The sequence below is a fragment of the Kitasatospora sp. NPDC057965 genome (genome assembly GCF_042887135.1).
Classification (GTDB): domain Bacteria; phylum Actinomycetota; class Actinomycetes; order Streptomycetales; family Streptomycetaceae; genus Kitasatospora.
Genome location: NZ_JBHVPZ010000006.1, coordinates 198,037 through 222,818, shown reverse-complemented (window position 1 = coordinate 222,818; position 24,782 = coordinate 198,037). Strand labels below are relative to the sequence as shown.

At 75.5% G+C, this 24,782-nt stretch carries 24 protein-coding genes; 13 read left to right on the top strand and 11 right to left on the bottom strand.

The features are described 5' to 3' along the window. Positions 1-201: 201 nt before the first annotated feature. Entirely contained in the window at positions 202-945 is a 744-nt protein-coding gene (locus ACFVVU_RS10045; protein ID WP_387789062.1) for an SDR family oxidoreductase, read from the bottom strand. A gap of 115 nt (positions 946-1,060) precedes the next feature. Between ACFVVU_RS10045 and ACFVVU_RS10040 the strand changes: the two genes are divergently transcribed. The 4 genes from ACFVVU_RS10040 (at position 1,061) to ACFVVU_RS10025 (ending at position 5,410) form a co-directional block, all read left to right on the top strand. Further along, complete coding sequence (locus ACFVVU_RS10040; protein ID WP_380682338.1) at positions 1,061-1,666, top strand: TetR/AcrR family transcriptional regulator; 606 nt, start codon at positions 1,061-1,063, stop codon at positions 1,664-1,666. A gap of 316 nt (positions 1,667-1,982) precedes the next feature. Beyond that, positions 1,983-2,420, top strand: coding sequence for a hypothetical protein (locus ACFVVU_RS10035; RefSeq protein ID WP_387789060.1), 438 nt, complete (start codon positions 1,983-1,985; stop codon positions 2,418-2,420). 276 nt (positions 2,421-2,696) lie between these two features. Continuing rightward, positions 2,697-5,039, top strand: a complete 2,343-nt coding sequence (locus tag ACFVVU_RS10030) for a tetratricopeptide repeat protein (RefSeq protein WP_387789058.1) — start codon at positions 2,697-2,699, stop codon at positions 5,037-5,039. Positions 5,040-5,083: 44 nt separating this feature from the next. After that, positions 5,084-5,410, top strand: coding sequence for a DUF6191 domain-containing protein (locus tag ACFVVU_RS10025; RefSeq protein WP_380682334.1), 327 nt, complete (start codon positions 5,084-5,086; stop codon positions 5,408-5,410). Between the two features lie 25 nt (positions 5,411-5,435). Here the strand turns inward: ACFVVU_RS10025 and ACFVVU_RS10020 are convergent, their stop codons facing one another. Then, positions 5,436-6,383, bottom strand: a complete 948-nt coding sequence (locus ACFVVU_RS10020; RefSeq protein ID WP_387789056.1) for a molybdopterin-dependent oxidoreductase — start codon at positions 6,381-6,383, stop codon at positions 5,436-5,438. A 168-nt stretch (positions 6,384-6,551) separates the two neighbouring features. Continuing rightward, positions 6,552-8,042: an alpha/beta hydrolase family protein gene (locus ACFVVU_RS10015; RefSeq protein WP_387789208.1), complete on the bottom strand. Its 1,491-nt coding sequence runs from the start codon at positions 8,040-8,042 to the stop codon at positions 6,552-6,554. A 257-nt stretch (positions 8,043-8,299) separates the two neighbouring features. On the opposite strand from ACFVVU_RS10015, the gene ACFVVU_RS10010 reads away from it, so the two are divergent. Both ACFVVU_RS10010 and ACFVVU_RS10005 read left to right on the top strand, forming a co-directional pair. Next, positions 8,300-9,586 carry a sensor histidine kinase gene (locus tag ACFVVU_RS10010; protein ID WP_387789054.1) on the top strand — a complete coding sequence of 429 codons (1,287 nt, stop codon included), beginning with the start codon at positions 8,300-8,302 and terminating at the stop codon, positions 9,584-9,586. Then, complete coding sequence (locus ACFVVU_RS10005) at positions 9,583-10,245, top strand: response regulator (RefSeq protein ID WP_380682331.1); 663 nt, start codon at positions 9,583-9,585, stop codon at positions 10,243-10,245. The genes ACFVVU_RS10010 and ACFVVU_RS10005 overlap by 4 nt, the downstream gene beginning before the upstream one ends. Positions 10,246-10,268: 23 nt before the next feature. On the opposite strand, the gene ACFVVU_RS10000 is transcribed toward ACFVVU_RS10005, so the two are convergent. Together ACFVVU_RS10000 and ACFVVU_RS09995 are read right to left on the bottom strand one after the other, a co-directional pair. Next, positions 10,269-10,568: an ester cyclase gene (locus tag ACFVVU_RS10000; protein ID WP_387789053.1), complete on the bottom strand. Its 300-nt coding sequence runs from the start codon at positions 10,566-10,568 to the stop codon at positions 10,269-10,271. Beyond that, positions 10,541-10,708 (bottom strand): hypothetical protein, encoded by a 168-nt coding sequence (locus tag ACFVVU_RS09995; protein WP_387789052.1) that lies wholly within the window; start codon positions 10,706-10,708, stop codon positions 10,541-10,543. The genes ACFVVU_RS10000 and ACFVVU_RS09995 overlap by 28 nt, the downstream gene beginning before the upstream one ends. A 154-nt stretch (positions 10,709-10,862) precedes the next feature. On the opposite strand from ACFVVU_RS09995, the gene ACFVVU_RS09990 reads away from it, so the two are divergent. Next, a complete protein-coding gene (locus tag ACFVVU_RS09990; protein ID WP_387789050.1) occupies positions 10,863-11,636 on the top strand; it encodes a polysaccharide deacetylase family protein in 774 nt (257 codons plus the stop codon). Between the two features lie 38 nt (positions 11,637-11,674). Beyond that, positions 11,675-12,340, top strand: coding sequence for a phosphoribosyltransferase (locus ACFVVU_RS09985; protein ID WP_380682327.1), 666 nt, complete (start codon positions 11,675-11,677; stop codon positions 12,338-12,340). A 42-nt stretch (positions 12,341-12,382) separates the two neighbouring features. On the opposite strand, the gene ACFVVU_RS09980 is transcribed toward ACFVVU_RS09985, so the two are convergent. Then, positions 12,383-12,655 (bottom strand): hypothetical protein, encoded by a 273-nt coding sequence (locus ACFVVU_RS09980; protein ID WP_380682326.1) that lies wholly within the window; start codon positions 12,653-12,655, stop codon positions 12,383-12,385. A gap of 140 nt (positions 12,656-12,795) precedes the next feature. Here ACFVVU_RS09980 and ACFVVU_RS09975 point away from each other — a divergent pair, with 140 nt between their 5' ends. The 4 genes from ACFVVU_RS09975 to ACFVVU_RS09960 all read left to right on the top strand — a co-directional run bounded on the left by ACFVVU_RS09975 (position 12,796) and on the right by ACFVVU_RS09960 (position 16,306). Next, a complete protein-coding gene (locus tag ACFVVU_RS09975; RefSeq protein WP_380682325.1) occupies positions 12,796-13,527 on the top strand; it encodes a TSUP family transporter in 732 nt (243 codons plus the stop codon). A 60-nt stretch (positions 13,528-13,587) separates the two neighbouring features. Next, positions 13,588-14,085, top strand: a complete 498-nt coding sequence (locus ACFVVU_RS09970; RefSeq protein WP_387789048.1) for a DUF5990 family protein — start codon at positions 13,588-13,590, stop codon at positions 14,083-14,085. A 51-nt stretch (positions 14,086-14,136) separates the two neighbouring features. Next, positions 14,137-14,556, top strand: a complete 420-nt coding sequence (locus ACFVVU_RS09965; protein ID WP_387789047.1) for a hypothetical protein — start codon at positions 14,137-14,139, stop codon at positions 14,554-14,556. Positions 14,557-14,668: 112 nt separating this feature from the next. Beyond that, positions 14,669-16,306, top strand: coding sequence for a multicopper oxidase family protein (locus ACFVVU_RS09960; RefSeq protein ID WP_387789045.1), 1,638 nt, complete (start codon positions 14,669-14,671; stop codon positions 16,304-16,306). A 21-nt stretch (positions 16,307-16,327) separates the two neighbouring features. On the opposite strand, the gene ACFVVU_RS09955 is transcribed toward ACFVVU_RS09960, so the two are convergent. Both ACFVVU_RS09955 and ACFVVU_RS09950 read right to left on the bottom strand, forming a co-directional pair. Further along, complete coding sequence (locus tag ACFVVU_RS09955) at positions 16,328-18,484, bottom strand: HelD family protein (protein ID WP_387789043.1); 2,157 nt, start codon at positions 18,482-18,484, stop codon at positions 16,328-16,330. A gap of 203 nt (positions 18,485-18,687) precedes the next feature. Continuing rightward, the gene (locus tag ACFVVU_RS09950; protein WP_387789042.1) at positions 18,688-19,371 is read right to left on the bottom strand and encodes an RDD family protein; all 684 of its coding nucleotides are present in this window, start codon (positions 19,369-19,371) and stop codon (positions 18,688-18,690) included. Between the two features lie 200 nt (positions 19,372-19,571). Here ACFVVU_RS09950 and ACFVVU_RS09945 point away from each other — a divergent pair, with 200 nt between their 5' ends. Next, positions 19,572-20,045, top strand: coding sequence for a GreA/GreB family elongation factor (locus ACFVVU_RS09945; RefSeq protein ID WP_380685939.1), 474 nt, complete (start codon positions 19,572-19,574; stop codon positions 20,043-20,045). Between the two features lie 38 nt (positions 20,046-20,083). Here ACFVVU_RS09945 and ACFVVU_RS09940 read toward each other — a convergent pair whose 3' ends face one another. From ACFVVU_RS09940 to ACFVVU_RS09930, 3 genes are all read right to left on the bottom strand, one after another. Next, a complete protein-coding gene (locus ACFVVU_RS09940) occupies positions 20,084-21,424 on the bottom strand; it encodes a serine hydrolase domain-containing protein (protein WP_387789041.1) in 1,341 nt (446 codons plus the stop codon). Positions 21,425-21,517: 93 nt separating this feature from the next. Next, positions 21,518-22,198: a hypothetical protein gene (locus ACFVVU_RS09935; RefSeq protein ID WP_387789039.1), complete on the bottom strand. Its 681-nt coding sequence runs from the start codon at positions 22,196-22,198 to the stop codon at positions 21,518-21,520. A gap of 109 nt (positions 22,199-22,307) precedes the next feature. Then, a complete protein-coding gene (locus ACFVVU_RS09930) occupies positions 22,308-24,296 on the bottom strand; it encodes a stealth family protein (protein ID WP_387789037.1) in 1,989 nt (662 codons plus the stop codon). Positions 24,297-24,782 lie beyond the last annotated feature (486 nt).

Sequence of the window (24,782 nt, the reverse complement as noted above, 5' to 3'; positions counted from 1 at the left end):
GCCTTCGAAGAGCGGCGTTCGACGACGTTGCGGAGCCGGCGGACGTGCCGGTCGCGGCCGGGGGGTCAGCCTGCGTGAGAGCCCCGTCGGCGCAGGTGGGCAGGGGGTCTGCCAGGAGCCGTGGAGTTCCGGCACGTCCCGCCAGGACATGCCGGAACGCAGCTTCCACGCGATCCCGTTCAGCACCGGCGCCCGGCGCGCTCAGCGGCCGGTCGGCAGGTTCATTCCGCCGGTGCAGTCGAACACCACGCCGGTGACGAAGGTGTTGGCGGCGAGCAGGTGGATCGCCCGGGCGACGTCCTCGGGGCGGCCGACCCGGCCGACCGGGACGGTGGCGGCCAGGCTGTCGAAGAGCTCGGCGCGCTGCTGGGCCGGGACGCGGTCCCACCACGGGGTGTCGATCACGCCGGGCGAGACGGCGTTGATCCGCAGCGGGGCGAGTTCGACGGCCAGCGGCGGGACCATCGCCTCCAGGGCGCCGTTGATCGCGGCCAGTCCGGCGGTGCCGGGGATGGCGGCGCGGGCGGAGGAGGCGGTGATAAGGGTGACCGAGCCGTCCTTGCGCAGGTGCGGCAGCGCCGCCTGGAGGACGCGGACCTGCGGCCAGAACTTTCCGTCGAAGCCGGTGGCGAGGTCGGCGAGGTCGAGCTGGGCGAACGGGCCGCTGCCGGCCGAGCCGCTGACCGCGACCACCAGGTGGTCGACGGTGCCGGCCTCGGTGAAGAAGCCGGCGAGGGCGGCCGGGTCGGTCGCGTCCAGCTGCCGCCCGGTGCTCGTGCCGCCGATCCGGGCGACGGCGGCGTCCAGCCGCTCGCGGTCGCGGCCGGTGACCACGACCTCGGCGCCGTCCGCCGCGAAGGCGGTGGCGGCCGCCTCGCCGATGCCCGAGCTGCCGCCCATCACGACGACGCGCTGTCCGGCGAAGAGGTTTGACGCAGTGCTCATGGTCGGGTTCCTTCCGGATGGTTCGAAAGCTTGTCGAGACCGTTGGTTCCGGCAATGATGTTTGTCGAGACTGCTAGTCTTGTCAAGTGCCAGCAGGAAGGAAGGGACGACCACGATGAACGAAACCGAGGGCACCCCGCCCGCCCGGCCGCACACCGGGCGCCGCCGCAACGAGGCCGCCCACCGGGCGATCCTGGACGCCGCGCTGCGCCTGCTCGCCGAGTCCGACGGCACGCCCGTCACCATCGACGCCATCGCCCGCACGGCCGGCGTCGGCAAGCAGACCGTCTACCGGTGGTGGCCCTCCAAGGGTGCCGTCCTGCTGGACGCCCTCACCGACCGCGCCGACCAGGACGTCTCCGGCCCGGACACCGGTGCCCTGCGCACCGACCTGCGCTCCTTCCTGACCACCACCTTCGAAGGCACCCAGCGCGACACCACCGCCTCCGCCCTGCGCACGCTCGCCCGCGAGGCCGCCCGCGACCCGCACCTCGCCGAGCTGATGCGGACTTTCACCGCCTCCCGGCGCGACGCGCTGCGCGACCTCCTCGCCCGCGGCCACGACCGCGGCGAGCTGGCCGAGGACGCCGACCTGGACCTGATCGTGGACCAGGTCTACGGAGTGCTCTGGTACCGCTTCCTGCTCGGCCACGGCCCACTGGACGCCGCCGTCGCCGCGCGACTGGCCGACACCCTGATCGCCGGGAACGCGGCCGGCTAGGAGTGTGGGTCGGTAGCGAGCGGGCGGCTCCGCTCCGGTGATCGGCGGATCGGTCGCGGCGGGCTCGTCAGGGTAGGTGGGGCCGGCGGGGCCTGCCTGCCGGGTGCCCGGCAGGCGTGGGCGCCCTTGTTCCGGTGCTTGGCGATCTGGTCGGCGGGCTGCGGGATCGCCGAGCGCGGATCCTCCGGTGCCGCAGGTGCTCGCGGGATCGCGCGCGAGGAGCACGGCGAACGGACCCACTCCGGAGCCCGCCGCACCGACACGGGTGTGGCACGATGACGGTCTTTCGAGGATCGGGCCGAGGACGGGTGCAGCGATGGAGGACCGGCGAGCCAGGGCGCAGGCCGCGGCGATCCGCTGGGTGGTACTGGTGGTCGCGCTGCTGTTGCTGATGGTGGGTGCCGGGTACGCGGCATCGGGCCGGGCGGTGGCGCGAGGCGCGGGCAGCCCGGGAGTGTTCACCGTCACCAAGGAGGCCGTGAACTGCGGCCGTTGTGTGGTCGAGGGCACCTTCCTGCCGGACGACCCGGCCGAACCCGTCCTGACCGGCGCCCGGGTGATGGGCCGTCTCCCGGTTCGCGTGCTGGGAGATCAGGCCCGGGCGGTCGGCCACGACGGCAAGGTGTACCCGCCGGACGGCGGCGGGGCGGCGCAGCGCGGCCTGGGGATCGCCGCCGGCGGGCTCGCAGGGCTGCTGCTCTGGCTCTGGCTGGCCGTCCGGGCCCGCCGCCGACGCCGTTCCGCCTCACTCTAGGGCTTCCGGTCGGCCGCCTCCGGTGGCGATCGGTCGGTGCAGCAGCACGACGCTCCGATGACGGGCGGGAGCCGGCGTGCACCGCCGGTCCGGCCACAACGGCTCTGTCCGCGCCCGCTGCGCATCGGTCAACGACACAGATCAACCAACGATCAGATGATCCGCAGGAGGCGGCCTGGCCGCCCCGGCCCCCGGCCGGCGCCGCACCCGCCCGGGGCGGGTGCGGCGCCGTGCGCGAAGATGGGGCCTTCGGACACGCAGGGTGAGGGGCAGCGGGTGGGCGGGGAGTACGGGGACGCGGACGGGGCCGGTACCCGCGTGTACAACCGGCTGACGGACAGTACGGTGCACGGCACCGTGGTCCAGGCCGGACGGGCCGACATCGTCATGCGGGCGGCGGACTCGGTCGAACCCGCCGTGCCGGTGACCGTGACACCGCCGCTGGGCCTGCGGGACGCGTGCCGCCCGCTCCGGGGGCGCGCCGACGTGCTGGCCCGGCTGGAGGCCGCACCGGCCGGGGAACGGCTGCAGGTGCTCTGCGGGATGGGCGGCTGCGGCAAGACCTCCCTCGCGCTGGAACTCGCCGCCCGGCGGACCGCCACCGGGTGCCGGGTCTGGTGGGTCGAGGCCCGCAACGGCCCCGCCCTGGAGGCCGCGCTGCGGGCCGTCGCCCGCCAGGCCGGCGCCGCCCCGGAGGAGCTCGAACGCGGGGACACCGCCGACGTCCTGTGGTCCCGGCTGGCACGGCTGGACGGCCCGTGGCTGCTGGTCGTCGACAACGCCGACGACCCGGCCCTGCTCGACGGACCGGGCGCGCTGAGCGCCGGCACCGGCTGGATCCGTCCCGCCGTCGGAACCGGCACCGTCCTGGTCACCACCCGCGAGGGCACCGCCGCCACCTGGGGGCCCGCCGCCCGGCTGCACCCCCTGCGGCCCCTGACCGGCGAGCGGGCCGAGGACGCCGCCCGGATCCTGCGCGACCACGCCCCGGACGGCGCCGGCACCGAGGCCGAGGCCCTCGCCCTCGCCGCCCGCCTCGGCGGCCTCCCGCTCGCCCTGCGCCTGGCCGGCACCTACCTCACCGAGGCGGCCCGGACACCGGCCCCGTTCCGGGCACCCGGCACCCCGACCGGCTACGCCGACTACCAGCGGGCCTGGGAGGCCGGCCCGCAGGGCCTGGACCCCGAGCACGCCCTCTCCCGGACCTGGGCGATGTCCCTCGACCTGCTCGAACAGCGCGGCCACAGCCACGCGCGGCACCTGCTGGAGCTGATCGCCTCCTTCGCCGACGCGGACCTGCCGTACGCCCTCCTCCTCACCCCCGACCGCCTCGCCGGCATCGGCCCGCTCGCCGCGCTCGACGGCCCCGCCCTCTGGCAGCACCTCACCGCGCTCGCCGCCTTCGGCCTGATCGACCTCCCCGACCCCGCCCCCGACGCACCCCCGGTGCTGCGCATGCACCCGCTCGTACGGGACGCCTCGCGCACGGCCGAGGCCGGGGCGACCGCCCTGGGCCTCCTGGTGGCGGCGGCGCTCGCGGAGGAGACGGGGATGCCGGAGGAGGCCGAGTTCTGGAAGATCTGGCGACTCCTCGCCCCGCACATCCTGGACGGCTTCCACCGCATCGACACCAGGCCCCTCACTGATGAGGAACTCCTGAACCTTGTCGAGGCCGTCGACCTGTCAGCCCGGTGCCTCAAGGGTGAAGGCCTCTTCACCCAGGCCCGGGCCGAGTACGAGGCGGTCCTTGCCCTCGAATGCGAACGAGGGGGCGATACCCACTCGGGGACGCTCGCCACCCGGCGCCGTCTTGCCCTGGTCCTGAGTGATCTGGGTGAGTTCGACGCGGCACGGGCGGAGCTCGAACAGGTTCTTGCCGTTCTGTGTGGGCTGGGCGATGGGACCCTCACCGTGAACACCCGGCGTTCTCTGGCCCGGGTGATGCTGGAGATGGGAGAGCTGGACGCTGCCCGGGCGGAGTTCGAGGCCATCCTCGCGCTCCTGCAGGACAATGTGGGCGAGGAAGCCCCCGATACGCTCGACGCCCGGCGCGAACTCGCTGTGATCCTCAAGCAGCAGGGGGAGCTGGAGGGGGCCCGGGCCGAGTTCGAGGCCGTTCTCGACATCCAGCGGAGCCACCTCGACGACGACTCTCCCCAGGCGTTCATCACCCGCGCGGCCATCGCTCAACTCCTTTATGACCTGGGGGAAATGGAAGATGCCGGCGAAGAGCTTGCGGCGGTTCTCGCCCTCCAGCGGGCCCAGCTGGGTGAGGCCCACCCCAACACCCTGATCACCCGCCACAACCTCGCTGTGGTGTTCCTCGCCATGGGGGAGCTTGAAGCGGCCCGGGCGCAGCTGGAGACGGTGGTCGCTCTCGAACGCGATCGGTGGGGCGCCACCAACCGAGTCGGCCTCCTCACCCGCCGCACTCTTGCCCTGACGCTCGTCGGCCTGGGAGAACGGGAGACGGCCAGGGCCGAGTACGAGGCGATCCTCGAAGTCCAGCGCGAGCGGCTGGGCGAGGACCACCCCGACACGCTCGCCTTGCGCGAGGAACTCGCCGCCGCCCAGGACCCCCCGGCGACGTCCGAGCCCGAGCCGGCCGAACCTTCCTGAACCCGGCCGGGAACGACGGCGCCGGCACCACGCGTTGGGCCGGCATGGTGATGATGTCGGGCCTGCTCCTCATGGCCGTTCTGGTGATCGTGCCCTTCACCCTGGCGGCGGCCCGGCAGGTCGTGGTGCGGTCGGGCCGCCCCGGGTGGCTGTCCCGGCGGCTGGCGGCCCGGGCGCGCGGGGGCGGCGGGCTCGGCCTCGGTGCCACCGCGACCGAGGAGTTGCACGCGTTCTTCAACGCGAACAAGCGCGTGCAGATCGAGCAGCGGCGCACTCAGCTGGTCCTGCGGGACGACGACCGCGCCGCTGCTCCGCCCCGCACCCGCCTCGACCTGGACCTCAACACCGCCTTCATCGAGCAGCAGCGGTAGGAACGGATCGCCGCCCGCGCCGGGCTCAGACGGCCACCACCTCCACCGCGTGCACGGCGTTGCGCGCGCCCGAGGGCGGCTGGACGCGGCCCCGGGCGTCGGTGGCGCGGCAGCGGATGCGGTGCGGGCCGGGGGACAGCCTGCACGGCAGGGCGAACCGCTGCCAGACGGGCCCCGGGCCACGCGGTTGCAGGAGGGTCGGGCGCCAGCCGTCGTCGTCGACGGCGACCTCCACCGCGACCACAGGCTCGTAGCTCCACGCCCGGCCGGTCAGCTCGTGCGTTCCGGCCGTCACCCGCTGTCCGTCGCGCGGGCCGAGGAGCTTGCTGTTGACGTCCACCTCCCGCACCGGGCGCGCTGCGCCGCCGCCGGGCGGGACGCGGGTGTAGAGGCGGGTGGTGAACAGGTGCTCGGGCCGCCGCTCGGAAAGCACCACGCGGGTCAGCCACTTGACCGAGTTGGTGGCGAACAGCCGCGGCGCCACCGCGCGCAGCGGGAAGCCGTGCCGTCGCGGCAGCGGTTCGCCGTTGACGGTGTCGGCCAGCAGCACCTCGTCCCTGGCCTGCTCCAGCGGGAGGTCCTTCAGGTACCTCAGCCCGCCCTCACCGGCGTACGAGCCGCGGTCGGCGCCCTCGAACCAGATGTGCCGGGCCTGCGGACGCGGGGCCGCGAGGTCCAGGACGTCGGCGAGCGCCACCCCGGACCACTCCAGGTTGGCGACGGCGCGGGTCGGGACGTCGGGACGCGACGGATTGCCGAAGCACTCGTGGAAGGCGGTGAGGCGCCTGCGGGCCAGCCCGCGCAGCGCCGCGAGGTCCAGCCAGAGCGGCCGCTCCACCAGGCCCTCGACGGTCAGCGTCCAGGCGGAGGCGTCGAGTTCGGGCGGTGGTCCGAGGTGGTTCCGGACGAAGAGGTGCTCGACGGGGGTGAGGAAGGCGTCGGGCGTGCTCGGATCGGCGGGCGTGGCCTGCACACGGGCTCCGTACGTGGTCGGTCCGCCCCGCCGGGACCGGGAGGCCGTGGCGGGGCGGACCGGGGTGGACTCCGGCTGGACCCTAGGAAGGATTGCGGTCCGAACGATCCGTGTCCACCCACCCGTTGCGGCCCGGAGTCACGTCCGCCGGCTCCGGGCCGCGGCGCCTCAGGGGCTGCTGCCCGGGCGGTAGGTGGTGAGTTCGCCGTGTTCCGACAGCGCGCCGGCCAGGTCACCGGGCTGCTGCCGCAGGGTGGCGTCCAGGAAGGCGAGCGTGGTCGCGGCGACGACGCGCGGGCTCCCGGTGCGGCCCAGCGAGCCGACCAGCGAGGGCAGGGGCGGCAGGTACAGCGGGCCGTCCATGAAGGTGAGGTGCGCGGCGCCGGGAATGCTGAGCCGGTAGCTCGTCGCGGTGCTGAGCTTGAGGACCTCGGTGAGGCGGGGCAGGTAGCGCGGGTCGGTCGCCGGGCCGATCTCCTGGGTGAGCGCGAGCACCGGCTGGCGGAACGGGCGCGGGTCGGGGTCGCGGGGGTAGCCGTCCAGGTCGATGACGGCGGCGAAGCGGGCGTCCTGGCGGGCGGCAAGCAGGGCGGCGGCGCCACCGAGGGAGTGGCCGGTCACCGCGGCCCGGGCGGTGTCCAGACGGCCGGTCAGCGGGTCGCCGGTCTCGCCCCGGTCCAGCCGGCCCAGCTGGGTGAGGACGAAGCCGAGATCGGCGGCCCGGATTCCGGCGGTCTCGGCGGCCCGCCGGTTGTCCTCGGTGTCGTCGCCGGTGGCGGCGACCTCGGTGCGGATCGTCCGGCCGTCGGCGAGGACGACGGCGGCGGAGTCGTACGGGTGGTCGAGGGCGGCGACCAGGTAGCCGTTGGCGGCCAGTTCCTCCGCCCAGGCGGTGTTCTGGGTCCGCACGCCCCCCAGCCCGGGGGAGAACAGTACGACCGGGAACCGGGCGCCGCCTCGCGCCACCGGGGCGTCGGGAACCGCGTGGGTGCGGGCCCGCAGGACACCGTCCATCAGGAAGCCGGGGAGGCCGGCGTAGCTCGCGAGGGCGTCGGCGACGGTGCGCGCCTCCTCCTCCGTGCGGCCGAGGTACTGGGCCCGCCGGGTGTCGGATGGGCTCTCCTGCGCGGGGTACCAGAGCTGCGCCACGACCGTGCGCCGGTCGTCGGGTTCGGCAGTGGCGGTCTCGGGGCGGTCCGGGTCGGTCCACTGCAGCACCCGGGTGCCGACCGCGAACGGCCCCGTCGGCTCGGGGAACACCGGCACCGGGAAGGCCCAGGCGGCCGCCGGGCCGGTCACGGTCAGGGCGAAGCAGACCAGTGATCCCGGCAGCGCCAGCCACCACCGGACCCGCCTCGCAGGCCGGCCGGTGCGGCGTCGGACCAGCGGGGAGACGGCGAACGGCAGCGCCAGGACGGCGCCCGCCACCACCGGGAACAGCTGCCAGCGGAGCCCCAGCACGCTCAGCACCAGCACGGAGAGCAGGAAGGCCGCGCCCGCCGCGATCGTCACGGGCGGGCGGGCGCCGGGGGGAAGCCAGCGCGCCGCCACCAGCGCGACGGCGGCCAGCAGGGCGAGGATCTCCAGGGGGGACATCTGCGGTCCCGTGAGTAGGTCTGTCACCCGGTCATCGTCGGCGCGGGCCGCGCCTCGCCACATCGATCCCCGGTCGCCGACCGGTGCCACCGCGGTCGCCTTCCCGGACCCGGCCTCCTGCGACCGGAGTCGCAAGTGAACCCGCCCGGTCGGCGGCCGCGTTGCGACCGCGGGAGGTGGCGGGGCTCCTCCTGGGGTCGTAGTCCGGCGCGGCGCGATCAGACGGTGGACGCATGCGTTCCGCCGGGCCGCGCCCTACCGTGACACCCGGTGCGGCTCCGACCGGGGCCGCCGTGACGCCGAACCGACAGGGACGTGGGATGACCGAGCCGGCCGTGGAAACCGGCGGTGCCCGCCCGGTGCGCCGGCGGGGCAGGGCGCCGCGGGCGTGGGCCTCGTGGCTCGCGGGGTACGCCGACCGGACCTCCGCGCGAGCCGCGCGGCCGGTGAGCGCGGCCCGGCGCTGGGGCTCCCGGCTGCCGCCCGTGGTGTGGGACTCACTGCTGCCGGCCCTGCTCCTCGTCAACATCGCGACCACGCACGCTTCGCGGGGGCTGCCGGTGGCCCTCGCCCTCACCGCCGCCCTCACCCTGCCCCTGCTGTGGCGGCGCCGGGCGCCGCGCACCGTGTTCGGCGTGGTGGCGGCCGTGGCCCTGGTCCAGTGGCTGGTGGACGTGCAACTGCCGGCCGACGTCGCCCTGCTGGTGGCGCTCTACACGGTGGCCGCGCGCTCGGGGCGGCGCGGCACGCTCCTCGCCTGGGCCGTCGTGGAGGCCGGGGTCCTTCTGGCCTGCCTGCGCTGGGTGGCGGAGGACGCCTTCCTGACCCCCTTCGTCGCGGTGACCGCGACGGCCGTGGCCGCCGCCGTGCTCGGTGTGAACGTGCGGACCACCCGGGCCTACCTCGCGGCCGTGGAGGAACGGGCCGCGCGGCTGGAGCAGCAGCAGGAACAGCAGGCGCGGCTGGCCGTCGCCGAGGAACGGGCGCGCATCACCCGCGAGATGCACGACATCGTCACCCACAACCTGTCCGTCATGGTCGCGCTCACCGACGCCGCCGTCTACGCCCAGCACCGGTCGCCCGACAAGGCGACCGCCGCGATGCTCCAGATCTCCGAGACGGGCCGGCAGGCCCTGACCGACATGCGGCGCTCGCTGGGCGTGCTGCGGACCGACGAGCCGGACGCGCAGCGCCACCCGCTGCCCGGCATCGCCCAACTACGGTCCCTCGCCGACCAGATGAGCGCCGCCGGGCTGCCGACCGGCCTGGAGGTGCACGGCACCCGCACCGGCGTTCCCGCCACCGCACAGCTGACCGTCTACCGCCTGGTGCAGGAAGCCTTGACCAACGCCCTCAAGCACACGCCCCCCGGCACCCACGCGCAGGTCCGCGTCCGGTGCTCGGCCGAGGCCGTCACGGTGGACGTCACCGACAGCGGCCCCGACCCGACGCCGGCCGCCGGCACGCCGTCCGGCCACGGCATCCCCGGCATGCGCGAGCGCGCGGCCGCCTACGGGGGGACCCTGCGGGCCGGACCGCTGCCGGGCGGCGGCTGGGGCGTCCGCACCCGCCTGGACCTCGGCAGCGGCGGGGAGGCGTCCCGATGACGATCCGCATCCTGATCGCCGACGACGAGGCGCTGCTCCGGATGGCCTTCGCCACGGTCCTGGAGGCCCAGCCCGACATGGCACCGGTCGGGGAGGCCGCGGACGGCGCCGAGGCGGTCCGCCTCGCCCGGGAACTGCGGCCCGACGTCGTCCTCATGGACGTCCGGATGCCCGGGACGGACGGGATCGAGGCGACCCACCGGGTGATCCGGGCCTCCCCGCGGAGCAAGGTGCTGATCCTCACCACCTTCGATCTCGACGAGTACGCCTACGCCGGACTCAACGCCGGGGCCTCGGGCTTCCTGCTGAAGAACACCAGGCCCGAGGAACTGCTCACCGCGATCCGCAGCGTGGCCGCGGGCGACGCGGTGGTCTCGCCGCGGATCACCCGGCTGCTGCTGGACAACGTCCGTCCGCACCTGCCCGGCCGCGGCGGCGCCGTGCACGACGAGCGGCTGCGACGGCTCAGCCCCCGCGAGCGGGAGGTGCTGGTCCGGGTGGGCCGCGGTCTGTCCAACGCCGAGATCGCGGCCACCCTGCACCTCGCCGAGGCGACCGTGAAGTCCCACCTGGGGCGGGTCCTGCAGAAGCTCGAACTCCGCGACCGGATCCAGGTGGTGATCTTCGCCTACGAGAGCCGCCTCGTCCGCCCGTCCTGACGCCTGCTGCTCGCCACCCGCCGTCAGGACGGCAGGAAGCCGAGCCGGCGGAGCCGGCCGAGGAGGTCGACGACGCCCCAGGCCTCGGCGATCCGGCCGTCGGCGAAGCGGAAGACGAAGATCTTCTGGTACGCGACCGAGCGGCCGGTCGGCGGACGGCCCAGGTACTCGCCGAGGTTGGTGCCGGTGACGGTGTTGCGGCTGACCACCTTGTCCTCCTCCGCGATCACGTCCTCGACCGCGACGCGCAGGTCGGGGCAGGCGCGGCGGAGCGTGTCGAAGACCTGCTCCAGGGCTAGCGGTCCCCTGACCGTGGGCGGCACCGGCGTGTGGAGCAGCAGGTCGGGCGCGCGACCTGCTCGACGGTCGCGGCGATCGGCTCGGGGTCGCCGGAGTTCACCGCGTCGTGCAGCCGCCGCAGCGTCGCCACATGGGCCAGGGCGGTGGTGGGGGACTCGGGCACGGGTTCCTCCTGGTGTCCGGATGCTCGGGGTGTTCGAGAGCCGTACGGAGGACGGTTGCGGGCCGCGATCGGTGACACGGGCCGTCGACGGGGCCGCGAGCCGTCCCGGCGCGCCGCCGGCGCCGGACGGCCCGGAAGCGTCGATACTGCGGCCGTGACCGATCACCGGGCGAAACCCGACCGCCGACGGTTCCTCACGGCCGCCACCGCCGCCGGAACGCTGGCCTTCCTCGGCCTCGGCCCCGGCGCACCGGCCGCCGCCGCGGCCCGGCGCTCGCTGCTGGGCCACGAGGTCCGACGCCTGCCCACCGAGGAACACGTGCTGGCGGTGACCTTCAACGCGGCCTGGAACGACGACGGCCTGCCCGAGGTGCTGACCGCACTCGAACGGCGCGGTGCCGGCGCCACCTTCTTCCTCACCGGCCGCTTCGCCGAGCAGTACCCGGCCGCCGCCCGCACGCTCGCCGACGCCGGCCACGGCCTGGCCAACCACTCCTACGACCACCCGCCGCTCGCCGGGCTCACGGCGGACGGCCTGCGCGAGCAGGTCCGGCGGGCCGACCGGGCGATCCGCGCCGCGGCCGGCACCGGGCCGCTGCCGTTCTACCGCTTCCCCTACGGCGAGACCACGCCCGAGGCGATCGAGGTCGTCAACGCGCTCGGCCACGCCGACGTCGAGTTCACCCAGGACACCAACGGCTACCTCGGCACCGTCGGCGGCATGGCCGTGCCGAAGGCGGTCGAGCGCGCCGTCGCCGCCCTCGTCCCCGGCGCGATCCTGCAGCTCCACCTCGGCAGCAGCCCCTCCAACGGCCCCGGTCTCGACCCCGCAGCCCTCCCGCTGATCCTGGACGCCGCCGAGGAGCGCGGCTACCGCGTCACCACCCTGGACGCCTTCCTGGACCCCGCCACCGGCCTGCCCGGCTGAGGGGTGTACCGGCGGTGGGCCGGGGTAGGCGCCTGGATGTGACCTCGTTGTTCACCAACCGTCGCGACGCCGGTCGCAGGCTCGCCCTGCGGACCGGTGACTACCTGCGCGCCCGTGGTGGGGCGGAGCCGGTGGTCGTCGGGCTGGCGCCGGGCGGGGTCGCGGTCGCGGCGGAGGTGGCGCGGGAGCTGGCGGCGCCGCTGGACGTGCTGGTGGCCCGCCCGCTCAACGCGCCCGGCAACGGCACACCGCTGGGCGCGCTCGCCGACGAGGAGCCACCGGTGCTGAACCGGCGGGTGATGCGCGGCCTGGGGCTCGGGGCGGCGGACCTGGAGTCCGAGGTGAGCCACCAGCGGGTGGAGCTGCACCGGCTGGAGAAGCTGTACCGGGACCGCCGGCCGGCGCTTCCGGTGGACGGCCGGACGGTGGTGCTGGTCTGCGACGGCGTGGTGTTCGGGCCGCTGATCCCGGCCGCGGTGTTCGCGCTGCGCGCCCGCGGGCCGGGTTGGCTGGTACTGGCCGCCCCGGTGTGCGACGCGCGGTCGGCGGCCGGGCTGCGGCGGATCGTCGACGTCCTGCTCTGCCTGCGGGAGGCCACCTATCTGCACGCGGTGGGCCCCTGGTACGACGATTTCCGGGACGTCACCGACCGTGAGGTGGCGGTCCTGCTGCGGCAGCAGCCGACCGTGCGCCGCCCGGGCTGAGCCGCCCCGGGAGGGTGTCCGCGCGGTCGGGTGTGCGTGCGCTCAGGTGCCGGTGGCCGGGAGCAGCAGCAGCCGCTCGGGGTCGAACGGCATCCAGGCCGGGGCCTCGCCGCGTCCCATCGTGCGGACACGGCACCAGGCCGGGGCGCCGGCCGGGCGCCACCAGGCGTTGATCCGGCCCACCGACCAGCTGCCGTCCGCCCGGTTGACCTGGACCGGCTGGTAGGCCGGCTCGACCTCGTGCTCCGGCGGCTGCCAGCCGGGTGCGCCGTCCGGGTGGGACGCCGCGGTCTGCTGCCGGGGACCGTCTGCCATGTCTTCCCCTCCTGGGCGGGCCGTCGCGCCAACTCTACAGGCGTGTAGTAGTTCGTGGGAGTCCGGTGGGTGAAATTCGGTCGAGCGGTCGGGGCGGGGCGCGTACGGTCGGGGCCGGGCGGGAGTCAGGGGGGCGCACGGTGGCGGCGGGTTGGGGTGCGGCGTTGCTGCTGGGCCTGGTGGTGCTGGTGGGCTCGTCGGTGCAGCGGCTGGCGGGTGTCGGGTTCGCGCTCGTCGCGGGACCGGCGCTGGTCCTGCTGCTGGGACCGGGGGAGGGCGTGACGCTCTCCAACTGCGCGGCCGGCGTGATCAGCGCCGTCGGACTGGCGGAGACCTGGCGGCGGGTGCGGCTCACGCGGATGCTGCCGCTGGCCGGCGCCGCCGCGTGCACCGTCCCGCTGGGCGCCCGGGTCGCCGCGGGGGTGCCGACCCCGGCGCTGCTGATCGGCATCGGACTGCTGGTCAGCGCGGCGGCGCTGCTGGTGATCCGGGGCGTCCGGGCCTCCGCGCTGCGCGGCCTGCGGGGTGCGCTGGCGGCGGGCGCGGCCAGCGGGTTCATGAACTCCGCCGCCGGGGTCGGCGGTCCGGCCGTCTCCCTGTACGCCGTGAACACCGGCTGGAGCGCCCGGGAGTTCCTGCCCAACGCGCAGTTCTACGGCGTGGCCGTCAATGTGTTCTCGCTGGCGGCCAAGGGCGTTCCGCACCTGGCTGCCCCCGCGTGGGCGACCACGGCCGGCGGGATCGTGCTCGGTGCGGGCGTCGGCCGGGTGCTGGCGGACCGGGTGCCGGAGCGCGGCGCCCGGCTGGTGGTGCTGGGCCTGGCGCTGGCCGGCGGCCTCGCCACCCTCGGCAAGGGTCTCTGGGCGCTCTGACGGCACCGCCCGGCGCGGGGACGATGGCGCCCGCGCCACCCCGGCGGGCATGCTGTCCCCGTGCAGCTCCGCATCGAAGCCGTCGACCTGCCGGGCAGCTCCTGCCCGGCCGCTCCGGGCTTTCCCGGCTACCGCGACATCCGGGTCGCCGTCCAGCGCCGCGACCGCCCGGGTGAACTCCTCGACCCCCGGCCCGGCGACGCCCCCTCGGCGGTCTGGACGCTGGAGTGCACGGCGAGCGTCACCCCCGGCGGCATCGACCTCGGGGGTCCGTACGTCCAGGGCCGGCCCGGGCGGCGCTTCGTCCACCTGGTGTGGCAAGCCGCCGACGACAGCGGCGGCTTCACGGTGTTCCGGCGGGCCAAGCTCATGCTCGACGCCGTCGACGCGACGGTGGCCGCCGAGGCGGTGGCGGCCGAGGCGGTGGCGGCCGGGCGACTGGTCGCCCGCCTCGGCCTGACGGACGCCGAGGGTCATCCGCTGTGCGCGGCGGTCCGGCCCCCGGCCGTGGTCTGGTCGGCGCAGGACGTGAACGGGCCGGGGGCGTCCGGGGGCTGAGGGTCGCTCGCTTACCCCGTTCACATACCGGGGCGGGGTACAGTGACCGCCATGCGTCCGGACACCGCCCCGCCCTCCCGCGACCCGCGTCGCCGCGGGGCGGGGGCGGCGCTGGTGCTCCTCCTGCTGACCGCCCTCGGACTGATCGGTCACCACACCCTCCCGGCCGGGATCGGCCCGGCCCCGCACGCCGCCATGGTGACGGCGTCCGACGCCCATCAGCACATCGGCGCGGCCGGGCACCGGTCGGCGACCGTCGCCGACCGGTTGCCGACGGCCTGCGCCGAACACCGGGTCTGCTCCTCGACGGTGCCCGCCCGCGGCATCCCGCTCGACGCCCCGCCGCCGGCCGGGCTCGCCGACGCCGCCGCCGCCGGTCCGGCGCCGCGCCGACCGGCGGCCGCGCCCGGCATTCCGTGGCCCGGCGCACCCCCGCCCGACCTCGACGTCCTCTCGATCTCGCGCAGATAGGCCCCCCACGGCGGCCGGGAGCGGAACCTCCCGCCCCCGCCGCCGGGCAGCCCCGTCCACCGGCACGGCCGTGGAGGCCGGTGCCGTACGCGCACTCACCCGAGAGACCCCGATGCCCGAATTCACCGTCAACCGCCGTTCCCTGCTGCTCGCGGGCCTGGGCGCCACCGGCGCCGGCCTGCTCGCCGCCTGTTCGGACGCGGCCGGCACGCCGCCGCTCACCGACCCGTCCGGCAGCCCCGTCGCCGAGGCGGAGGCCAAGCGGCCCTCCACCGGCCGGGAACGCCCGGTGACCGTCACCGCCACGGCCGACACCGTCGACCTCGGGGGCGGGACCACCGCCCGGACCTGGACCTTCGGCGGCGCCCTGCCGGGCACCGCGGTCCGCACCACGGCCGGCGACACCCTGGTCGCCACGCTGAACAACCACCTGCCCGCGCCGACCTCCCTGCACTGGCACGGCCTGGCGCTGCGCAACGACATGGACGGCGTGCCGCCGGTCACCATGAAGGCGGTCGCACCCGGCGGCAGCTTCACCTACCGCTTCGTCACCGACCGGCCGGGCACCTACTGGTTCCACCCGCACGTCGGCGTCCAGCTCGACCGGGGCCTGTACGCGCCGCTGATCGTCGAGGACCCGCGGGAACCGCTGGGGTACGACGAGGAGTGGGTGGTCGTCCTGGACGACTGGCTGGACGGTGTCACCGGCACCCCCGACCAGGCGCTCGCCGAGCTCCGCAAGGGCATGGGCGGCAGCTCCGGCACGGGCGGCCACGACATGGGCGGCATGGGCGGGATGTCCGGCCACGACATGGGCGGCATGGGCGGGATGTCCGGCCACGACATGGGCGGCATGGGTGGGATGTCGGGCCAGGACACGGGCGGCACGGGCGCGCCCGCCGGGCAGCAGCAGTCGTTCATGCTGATGGGCGCCACCAGCGACCTGCTCGGCGGCGACGCCGGCGACGTCCGGTACCCCCACCACCTGGTCAACGGCCGGACCGCCGCCGACCCCGAGGTGTACCGCTCCCAGCCGGGCCGGCGGGTCCGGCTGCGGATCGTCAACGCGGGCGGCGACACCGCCTACCGCCTCGCCCTGGGCGGCCACCGGCTGACCGTCACCCACACCGACGGCTACCCGGTGAACCACGAGGAGGTGGACGCCCTGCTCATCGGCATGGGCGAGCGCTACGACGTGCTGGTCACCCTGCGCGACGGCGTCTTCCCGCTGACCGCGCTCGCCGAGGGCAAGGACGCGGCGGGCCGCGCCCTGGTCCGCACCGGTTCCGGCGAGGCCCCGGCGGCCGACCTCCGCCCCGCCGAGCTCAACGGCCGGATCCTGGCCGCCGACGCGCTGCGGGCCACCGACGAGGTCCGGCTGCCGGCGCGCACGCCCGACCGCACCCACCGCATCGAGCTGACCGGCGGCATGGCCAGGTACGACTGGGCGCTCAACGGGCGCCCCTTCGACATGGCGGACCCGAACGCCCGCCCGTTCCTGGTCGGCGCGGGGGAGCGGGTCCGCCTGGAGTTCGTCAACCGGACCGGGATGTGGCACCCCATGCACCTGCACGGGCACACCTTCCAGGTCGGTGAGCAGGGGCCGCGCAAGGACACCGTGATCGTGCTGCCGGGCCGCACGGTGACCTGCGACTTCGACGCCGACAACCCCGGCCGGTGGATGACGCACTGCCACAACGCCTACCACGGCGAGGTCGGAATGATGGGCCTGGTCGGCTACCGGGCCTGAGGCCGCTCCCGGGCGGCGGGCTCAGGCCCGCCGCCCGGGCCGGTCCGCCCGCACCACGACGGTGCACAGCCGCTTGGTGGCCCGGGTGAGCGCGACGTAGAGGTCGCGCTCACCACCGGGGCGGGCCGCGCGGATCCCGTCGGGGTCGACCACCACGGCGGCGTCGAACTCCAGGCCCCGGGCCTCGGAGGCCGGCACCGCCCGGACCTGCTCCGCGACGCCCCCGGCGGCCGTCAGGAGCGCCGCCAGCGCGCCGACCGAGGCGTCCGGGCCGACCACGCCGATCAGCTCGCCGGGATGGGCGGCCGCCTGCGCGCGCAGCTCACCGAGCAGGACGTCGCCGAGCGTGGCCGACGTCGCGCCGAGGGTGCGCGGCCGTTCGCCGTGCCGGATCGAGCCGACCGGCGGCTGCTCCGGGGCGATCTCGGACAGCAGTTCCCGGGTGGTGGCCAGGATCTCCTCGGTGGTGCGGTAGCTGACGGTCAGCGTGCGCAGGTCGAAGCGGCCGCCGAGGTGCGGGGCCAGCGCCTCGTGCCAGCCGCGCGCGGTGGCCGCCGGACCGGCCTGGGCGAAGTCGCCGACCAGCGTCATCGACCGGCCGGGGCAGCGCCGCAGCACCATCCGCCACTGGAGCGCCGTGAACTCCTGCGCCTCGTCCACCACGACATGGCCGAAGGCCCGCCGCGGCGGGCCGTCCAGCAGGCCCGCCGCCTCGTCGAGCAGCGGCAGGTCGGCGTCGGTCCACGGCGCGCCCGGCGCGCGTCGCAGCAGCGCCCGCTCCTCGGCGGTGAACTCCGGCAGGTGCGCGGCCAGCGCCCCGGGGTCGCCCAGCAGCGCGTCCACCACCGCTCCGGGCGTCAGCCGCGGCCACAGCCGCTCGACGGCGCGCTCGACGTGGGCGTCGTCCAGCAGCTCGGCCCGCATCGCGTCGACGTCGAAACCGGGGCCGTCGTCGGCCGGCCCGTCGTCGATGCCCAGTCGGCGCAGGTCCCTCGCCGCGGCCCGGTCGAGGTCGAGGCCGGTCACCTCGGCGACCTCGGCGTCGATCCGCGCCAGCGTCTCGGCGGCGCCCCGGGCCAGCGCGGCCGTCACGGCGTCGACCAGCAGCTCCTTGAACAGCCGGCGGGCCCGGTGGTGGGCGAGGCCGCCGGCGCGGGCGGCGTCCCGGACCCGGGCGACCTCCGCCGCGTCCAGCCGGACGTCGTCGTGCCCGACGCGCACCGCCAGGCCCCCGTCCGGCGCCTGCCGCGCCCGCACCACGGCGGCCAGCGCTCCGGCGAGCGCGGCGTCGCCCTTGAGCCGGGCCGTCCGCGGCCGTTCGACGGCCTCCGCCACAGGGCCGCCCGAGCCGTCGGCCGGCCTTCCGGCCGGTTCGGCGCCGGCCAGCTCGGCGCAGGTCGCGAGCACGACGTCGTTCTCGCCGAGCGAGGGCAGCACCTGCGCGATGTACTCCAGGAAGCGGGCGTTCGGCCCCAGCACCAGGACGCCCTGCTCGGCGGCCTTCGGGAAGGCGTAGAGCACGTACGCGGCGCGGTGCAGCGCGACCACCGTCTTGCCCGTGCCGGGACCGCCCTGGACCACGGTGACCCCCCGGTGCGGCGAGCGGACGATCGCGTCCTGCTCCGCCTGCAGCGTGGCCACCGCGCTGCCCATCCGCCCGGTGCGCCGCTCCTGGAGCGCCGCGGCGAGCGGGCCGTCGCCGACCACGTCCTCGGCGGTGGGCTCGGAACCGTCGAGCAGCTCGTCGGTGACCCCGACCACGGCGCGCCGCGCCAGGCGCAGGTGCCGACGCCGCCGCAGTCCCATCGGGTGCACCGGCGTCGCCTCGTAGAACGCCCGCGCCGCGTCCGCCCGCCAGTCGACCAGGGCCGGCAGCTCGTCCTCGCCGCGCTGCAGGCCGAGTCGGCCGATCCGCAGCGCCGTCCCGTCCGCCAGGTCGATCCGCCCGAAGACCAGGCCGCCCTCGGCACCCTCCAGACGCCGCACCTCGCGGGCGAGCCGCTCGGCCGCCGACTGCCGCTCGTAGGCCTCGCCGGCACCGTCCGCCCGGGTCGCGAGCGTCCCGGCGAGCTGCGCCCGGGTGTCGGCGAGCCGGTCGTCGAACAGCGCCGTGACGGCGTCCACCTCCGCCCGCTCCAGTCGCACCTGGCGTACCACGTTCTCCTCGGCCTGCGGCACAGGAAGCGCTCCCCTCTCGGTGTCGGCCTGTCACTATGCGTGGTCGCGCGACGAATGTAAACGTTGACCTCGGGCCCCGATCCGTGTCTTCGCCCGGGCCCCGGGCCTTCGTCGGCCCGGCCCGGAACGCCGCCGACCGGGCACCCGGCCGCCGCGGTGGCGGCCCGGTGCCCGGTCGGTACGGGGGTGCGGGAGCCCGGGACTCAGGCCTCCTTGATCACCACGGTCTTGGCGGACTTGTCGTGCAGCGCCTGCTGGTACGGCTTGTCCCACAGCGGCCACAGCACGTTCAGCAGGGCGAAGAGGGAGCCGATGCAGTAGACGGCGTTGGGCAGCGTGTAGAGGGCCGCACGGATCAGCAGCGAGTTCTCGGCGGGCTTGGCCCCGGTCGCGAGGTCGACGACCCGCAGCTTCATGACCTTCTTGCCGACCGTCTGGCCACCCTGGGTGAGCAGCATCGCGGCCTCGTAGCCGAAGGAGAGCAGGGACGCCACGATGTAGTACAGGAACGAGGCGCCGGTGATCGCGAAGACCAGCACGGTGGGCACGAGCAGGATGGCGACGTCGATCAGCCGGGCGACCAGGCGCTCGGCGACCGGGGCGAGCGGCTTGCCGCCGGGCACCGGGGAGCCGCCGTACGCGCCGGGCTGGGGCTGCCCGTGCGGCCAGGAGCCCTGCGGCTGGCCGTAGGGCTGCTGCGGGGGAGTGCCGTAGCCGGGCTGCCCGTACGGCTGCTGCTGCTCCCCGTAGGCCTGGCCGTACGGGGCCTCCTGCTTGTACGGCTGCTGCTGCTCCCCGCCGTAGGGGTTCTGGTTCTGCTGGCCGTAGGGGTTGTTGTTCCCCTCGTACGGGTTCTGACCGTTCCCGGTGGGACCGTTGGTGCTCATCGTGGCTGGTTCCCTGCCTCGGCGATGGTGGTAGGGCTGTTCTATCGATCATCGGTCGGCCTCGTGAAGACGGACCGGCAAGTCGTTACCGATCAGGCACCCCGTTGTCGCCGAGCCGGGTGGCCGGGAGTCCGTTATGTTCGAAAATGCCGGAATAAGCCCGCGCCGCCCGCCGCGGCGGCCCGACCAGGGAGACGGCCATGACCGGTGCACCCGAACCCATCAGCGACGCCGGCCGGACCGCGCTGGAGCGGGAACTCGCCGAGCTGCGCACCGAGCGCGCCGCCGTCGCCGCCACCCTGAGCGGCGACGACCAGCCCGGCGATCCGGCCGACCAGGCCGACGAGTTGCAGCGGGTCGACGAGCTCGACCGGCTGGACGACCGGATCACCGGGATCGAGGGACGGCTGCGCGAGGCCGCCGCCGCTGGGGCGCCGAGCACCGAGTGCGTCGGCGTCGGAAGCACCGTGACCCTGCGCTTCGCGGACGCCGACGAGATGACCGTCCGGATCGGCGAACTCGCCGAGGAGCTGGACCCGGAGCTGGTCACCGCCGACAGTCCGCTCGGCCGCGTCCTGCTCGGCCGCCGGGCCGGCGAGACCGTCGAGTACGAGGCCCCCGGCGGGCCGACGACGGCGCTGGTCCTGTCGATCGGCGACGGCGCGGCGGCGTAGCCGCTCTTCCGGGCCCGGCCCGCGGCGTCAGTGCGGCCTCAGCACGGCCTCAGCGCGCAGGGGTGGACCAGGTAGGAGCCCAGCCGGCCGTCCCGGTCGCCGTCCTTGAACGCGACGGCGCGGCCGGTCAGTCGGTCCCGCTCGGCCCGGAGTTCGAGCGCGGTGCTCGGGCTGTTGATCCGGGCGTCGGCGGTGGGCAGTTGCAGCGGGGCGCTCGCCAGGAGGTCCCAGTGCTCCGACGCGGTGGCCGGCGCGGTGACGGCCGGTTCGCCGGCCAGCCGGAGTTCCACCCGGCCGCCGGTCAGGATCCTGATCCGCAGCGGGACGTCGCCTTCCGCGGTGCCGATCTCCCCGGCCCAGACGCCCGGCGCCAGGAACGTCGGGTGGGTCCGCTCGACGGCCGGGTTGACCTGGTCGTTGGAGAAGCCGGGCACCAGGATGCCCACGAGGTGCTCGACGACGGCGTCACGGGCCGCCTTCGCGGTGGAGTTGGTCAGGACGGCGATGGAGGTCTCGCGCTCGGGGATGTCGATCATCATCGTCGCGATGCCGCCCATGCCGCCGCCGTGGCTGCGGATCACCGGTCCGGAGCCGCGCGAGACGATCCGGCCGAGCCCGTAGCCGAGCCGCTCGTCGATCGGCAGGGCGTCGTCCATGGCCGCGGCCGTGGCGGGTTCGAGCAGCCGGGAGGCGGTGCGGGCGAACAGTGCGACGTCGCCGGCGGTCGCCCAGCCGGCCCCGGCGGCGGGGTGGCCGGTGAAGCAGGCGGGGTAGGCGCGGCCGTCGGGGGAGTAGCGCTCGGCGACGGGCGCCGGCCCGGGGTGGGACGGCCCGAACCCGAAGCTCGCGAGGCCCAGCGGCTCGGCGATCCGCTCCCGCAGGTGGTCGCCCAGGTCCTGGCCGGTCGCGGCCTCCAGCAGCCGGCCCAGCTCCTGGTAGCCCAGGTTGGAGTACTCGAAGCCGGTCCCCGGCTCGCGGACGAGCGTGCGGTAGCGGTCGAGGTCGACGGGCAGCGGGCCGGTGCCGTAGTGGAAGCTGTAGAACGCCGGGAACCCGCCGCGGTGCCGCAGCAGTTGGCGCGGTGTCGGCGCGGTCCACCGGAAGCTGCCGGGGATCGGGGCGTCGAGGTCCAGCAGGCCGTCCTCGGCGGCCAGGCAGACGGCGGTGGCGGTGAAGGCCTTGGTGACGGAGGCCAGCCCGTAGACCGTCTCCGCGGTGGCCGGCCGCCGGTCGGCGACGCTCGCGTGGCCGTAGGCCCGGGCGAGGACGACTTCGTCGCGTTCGGCCACCGCGACGGAGACGGACGCACAGCCGTGTTCGGCCAGCGCCTCCGCGCAGAACTCGTCCAGCCCGTCCAGCCCGTCCACCCTGCCCGGCATGCGGAGACCTCCCGATCGAATCGCCCATCGGTCGAACGATAGTGCTCCGCCTCCGAACGACCGCCGCCGGGGCCGCCCGGAGCTGACGTTCCGTCAGGCCGTGGGTCCGGCGGGGCGGCCCGGGACCCAGAGCGGCACCGGGGCGGTGGGGGCCATGTGGTGGGCCGCCTGGGCGTCGAGCTCGGCCACGGCCCGGTCCCGGTCGCCGTCGGTGAGGTCCGCCAGCGCGGCGGCGGCGGAGCGCGCGCAGGCCAGGACGAGGGCGAGCAGGTCCTGGCGGCGGCAGTGGTCCCGGACGTAGGCCTCGCACCGCGTGGCGACGGCCGCGGTGTGGGACGCGCGCTCGGCCGCCGCGCCGGGGCCGGTCCCGGCGGTGGCCGAGCGGACCCCGTGCCAGAGCAGGACCAGCGCGGCCGGCTCGGCCGGGTGGGACACCTCGGCGAGCCGGGCCCACTCGCGGGCCTCGGCCGACTCCCGGCCCAGCTGCTCCAGGGCCGCCGGGCCGTCCCCGCCGTGGCGTCGCAGCACCAGCTCCGCCGCCCGGCGCACCACCGCCTGCAGGACGGCCTCGGCCGGCACCCGCAGTCCGGGCGCCGCCGGGTCGCCGAAGGCGAGCCAGGCGTCGGCGAACGAGGCGGCCCGCAGCCGCCCCTGCCAGGGGGCGGAGCCGGCCGCGGGCGTCAGCCGTTCCGCCACGGCGAGGCGGACCAGCCCCACGCCGATGAGGTCCGGCGCGTCCGCGTCCGGCCCCAGCCCGATCAGTTTGGTCCTCACTGCGTACCCCCCGGCCAGCGGTCATCACTCGTTCGGGGTATCTCATCACGGTACGGAGCCGGACGTACCCGGTCGGGGCGCCGATGAGACGCACGCCACGCGCCGGGCGTCAGTCCTGGTCGACGGGCCCCTCGGCCGGGGCGGAGGGCCGCTCGGGCGCCGTTTCGCGGCGTTCGAAGGGTGAGGGCACCGGGAAGTAGGCCCGCAGGAAGTCCGTGACGGCCCGCTCCTGCTCCTCGGGCGCCAGCAGGTCCCGGGTGCCGTCGGCGAGGCAGAAGTAGTCCGCCCAGCGCTCCTCGTGGAGCTGCGCGAGCCGGCCGAGGTCCTCGGTGCTGTCGGTGACGAAGTAGCCGTCGTAGAGGTGGCCCTCGACGGTGCGGGCGGTGGCGTGGCCGTAGTGGATGGCCAGGGTGACCGGCGCGAGGTCCGCGGCCGAGCGGAACGGCGAGCGGACCGTGTCGTGCAGCTGCGCCGCGAACCGCTCCGCGCTCTCGGCCAGCACGCTGCGGCGCAGCGGGTGCGGGGAGTGCTTGAGGGTGCGCGGGTAGGTCTTCCCGACCTCGGCGGCCAGGGCGGCACGGGTGTTCTTCTGCGCGGCGACGTAGACCGAGTCATCGGGCTCGGTGACGCCGGGCGGGATGATCCGGTCGTCGGGGAAGTAGCGCGGCATGCCGTTGCCGAGGAAGAAGTCCTCCGGGATGAGCGGGCGGCCGAGGAAGACGTCGTCGTTGAGGTACAGGAAGTGCTCGGCGAGCCCCGGGACGAGGTGCAGCCGGGTCTCGATGGCGTGGGAGTTGAACACCGGGCCCGCGTCGGTGCCGGCGAACAGCGCGCGGTGCGGGACGACGGTCAGGTCCGGGTGTCCGGTGTCCAGCCAGCTCGGCGTCTGGTCGTCGGTGACCAGGTGGATCCGGCGGATCCACGGCGCGTACGCGGCGAGGGCGCGCAGGCAGTAGCGCAGTTCGTCGCGGTTGCGGAAGCGCTGGTCGGCGTCGCCCGCGATGCCGCTCTCGGCGACGCCGTCCTCCTCGGCGATCGGGCCCGCGGTGTGCGCCAGCCGGGCGCGGGCGGCGGCCCGGCGCTCCTGCCAGGCGGGGTCGGCGTCGTCGACCCAGGTGATCACGGCGTCGATCGGGAAGTCGACCTGGTCGGGCAGCGAGGTGGCGAACACGTCGAGCAGCGGGAACGACCGGCCGCCGACGGTCGTGGTCGCGGTGGCCCGCAGCGAGGGCACCCACCAGCCGAACGGGGTCTCGTCGATCGACGCGATGGCGCCGGGGCCGGGCGCGGCGGAGTCCCAGAACTCGACGTCGCAGCCGGTCTCGGGGCCGTACAGCAGGGTGCCGATCACCGCCGGGCGGTAGATCCGCACGCCCTTGACCCGGTCGGCCGGCCAGGACGGTCCGGCCTGGTCCGTGGGGGTGTGTTCGGCGGCGTCCTCCCGGGTGTCCGGCGAGGTGTGCTCCGGCCCGGCCTCCAGGAGGGCGACCGCGCGGGGCAGCTGCTCGGCGAGCACCGTGGTGAGGGTGCGCCCGTGCTCCAGGAGGTCGGCGTAGACGGCCTCGCCGGCGAACGCGTCCGCGAGCGCCCGCAGTACCGCGGGCCGGTCGCCCGGGCTGATCGCCAGGCGGTGCCGCGGGTGGCGGTCGGGCACGATGCCGTGCGGGAGGCCGGCCGTCCGCACCGCCCTGCTCACCTCGGCCAGGTTGCTGTCCCGGCGGTCGCCGGGCAGCAGCGTCCGGCGCTCCTCGGCCAGGTGGTCGCGGTGGCGGACGACACCCGCGAGCGTGCCGAGCAGCTCCGCCTCCCCGGCCGAGCGCTCCTCGGCGAGCAGCTCGTACGGCGACCGCGGCTCCTGCTGCGCGGCGTCCTGCCGTCCGGTGCCCTCCTGCCGGGACTCCGCGTGCCCCACCCCGTCCGGCCCCACCCCGTCCGGTCCCGCCCCGTCCGGTCCGGCTGCGTCCGCCCCGGCGTCGGGCAGGACCTCCTCCGGGGTGGCGACGGGTCCGGCGGGCATGCCGTCGGCCGGCCGGTGGCGGCGGGCCAGAGCGGCCAGCGGGCGCATCCTGGCCGCGAGGTCGGCGGGGCGAATGGGCAAAGGAAACTCCAGGGGCTGATGGTCCGGGTCCCGGGCCTTTTGCGTGTCCCCGACGAAGAATTCGGCGGGGCCGTCGGCCCGGGCGGCCCGGAACGGTTCTCCTTGCTGTCCGGAGCGGTCGGGCGGCCGGTGGTCCGGCCTGACCCCACCGCTGCGGAGGTTCCTCACAGGTGGTTCATGGCGCCCGGCAGGGGCGCGGGTCGGGCGAGTTGCGGTTCGCAGGGGATCGTATGCGACCGAGAGAATTTTGTGTTGATTGATGGTAACAATCGCGTGTCTATTCGGCGCTGCGAAGGAAATGGGGGACGGTCCCCTCGCCATCTGAAATGGTGCGCGACAGATCTGATGGATCGTCACATATTTTCCGATTCGGCAGTCTTGACCCCCTTATGACCTGGGCATTGCCAAGCCTGTCCACCGCGGGGCATCGGTCGGCCCGGGCCCCGTCGGCCTGCATATGCAGATGGTCGACATATGTCGAAAGCT

Bases quoted from the DNA above. Each gene is read 5' to 3' on its own strand.
- ACFVVU_RS10045 (WP_387789062.1), bottom strand. From the start codon at position 945: ATGAGCACTGCGTCAAACCTCTTCGCCGGACAGCGCGTCGTCGTGATG.
- ACFVVU_RS10040 (WP_380682338.1), top strand. From the start codon at position 1,061: ATGAACGAAACCGAGGGCACCCCGCCCGCCCGGCCGCACACCGGGCGC.
- ACFVVU_RS10035 (WP_387789060.1), top strand. From the start codon at position 1,983: ATGGAGGACCGGCGAGCCAGGGCGCAGGCCGCGGCGATCCGCTGGGTG.
- ACFVVU_RS10025 (WP_380682334.1), top strand. From the start codon at position 5,084: ATGGTGATGATGTCGGGCCTGCTCCTCATGGCCGTTCTGGTGATCGTG.
- ACFVVU_RS10015 (WP_387789208.1), bottom strand. From the start codon at position 8,042: ATGTGGCGAGGCGCGGCCCGCGCCGACGATGACCGGGTGACAGACCTA.
- ACFVVU_RS10010 (WP_387789054.1), top strand. From the start codon at position 8,300: ATGACCGAGCCGGCCGTGGAAACCGGCGGTGCCCGCCCGGTGCGCCGG.
- ACFVVU_RS10005 (WP_380682331.1), top strand. From the start codon at position 9,583: ATGACGATCCGCATCCTGATCGCCGACGACGAGGCGCTGCTCCGGATG.
- ACFVVU_RS09980 (WP_380682326.1), bottom strand. From the start codon at position 12,655: ATGGCAGACGGTCCCCGGCAGCAGACCGCGGCGTCCCACCCGGACGGC.
- ACFVVU_RS09965 (WP_387789047.1), top strand. From the start codon at position 14,137: ATGCGTCCGGACACCGCCCCGCCCTCCCGCGACCCGCGTCGCCGCGGG.
- ACFVVU_RS09960 (WP_387789045.1), top strand. From the start codon at position 14,669: ATGCCCGAATTCACCGTCAACCGCCGTTCCCTGCTGCTCGCGGGCCTG.
- ACFVVU_RS09950 (WP_387789042.1), bottom strand. From the start codon at position 19,371: ATGAGCACCAACGGTCCCACCGGGAACGGTCAGAACCCGTACGAGGGG.
- ACFVVU_RS09945 (WP_380685939.1), top strand. From the start codon at position 19,572: ATGACCGGTGCACCCGAACCCATCAGCGACGCCGGCCGGACCGCGCTG.
- ACFVVU_RS09940 (WP_387789041.1), bottom strand. From the start codon at position 21,424: ATGCCGGGCAGGGTGGACGGGCTGGACGGGCTGGACGAGTTCTGCGCG.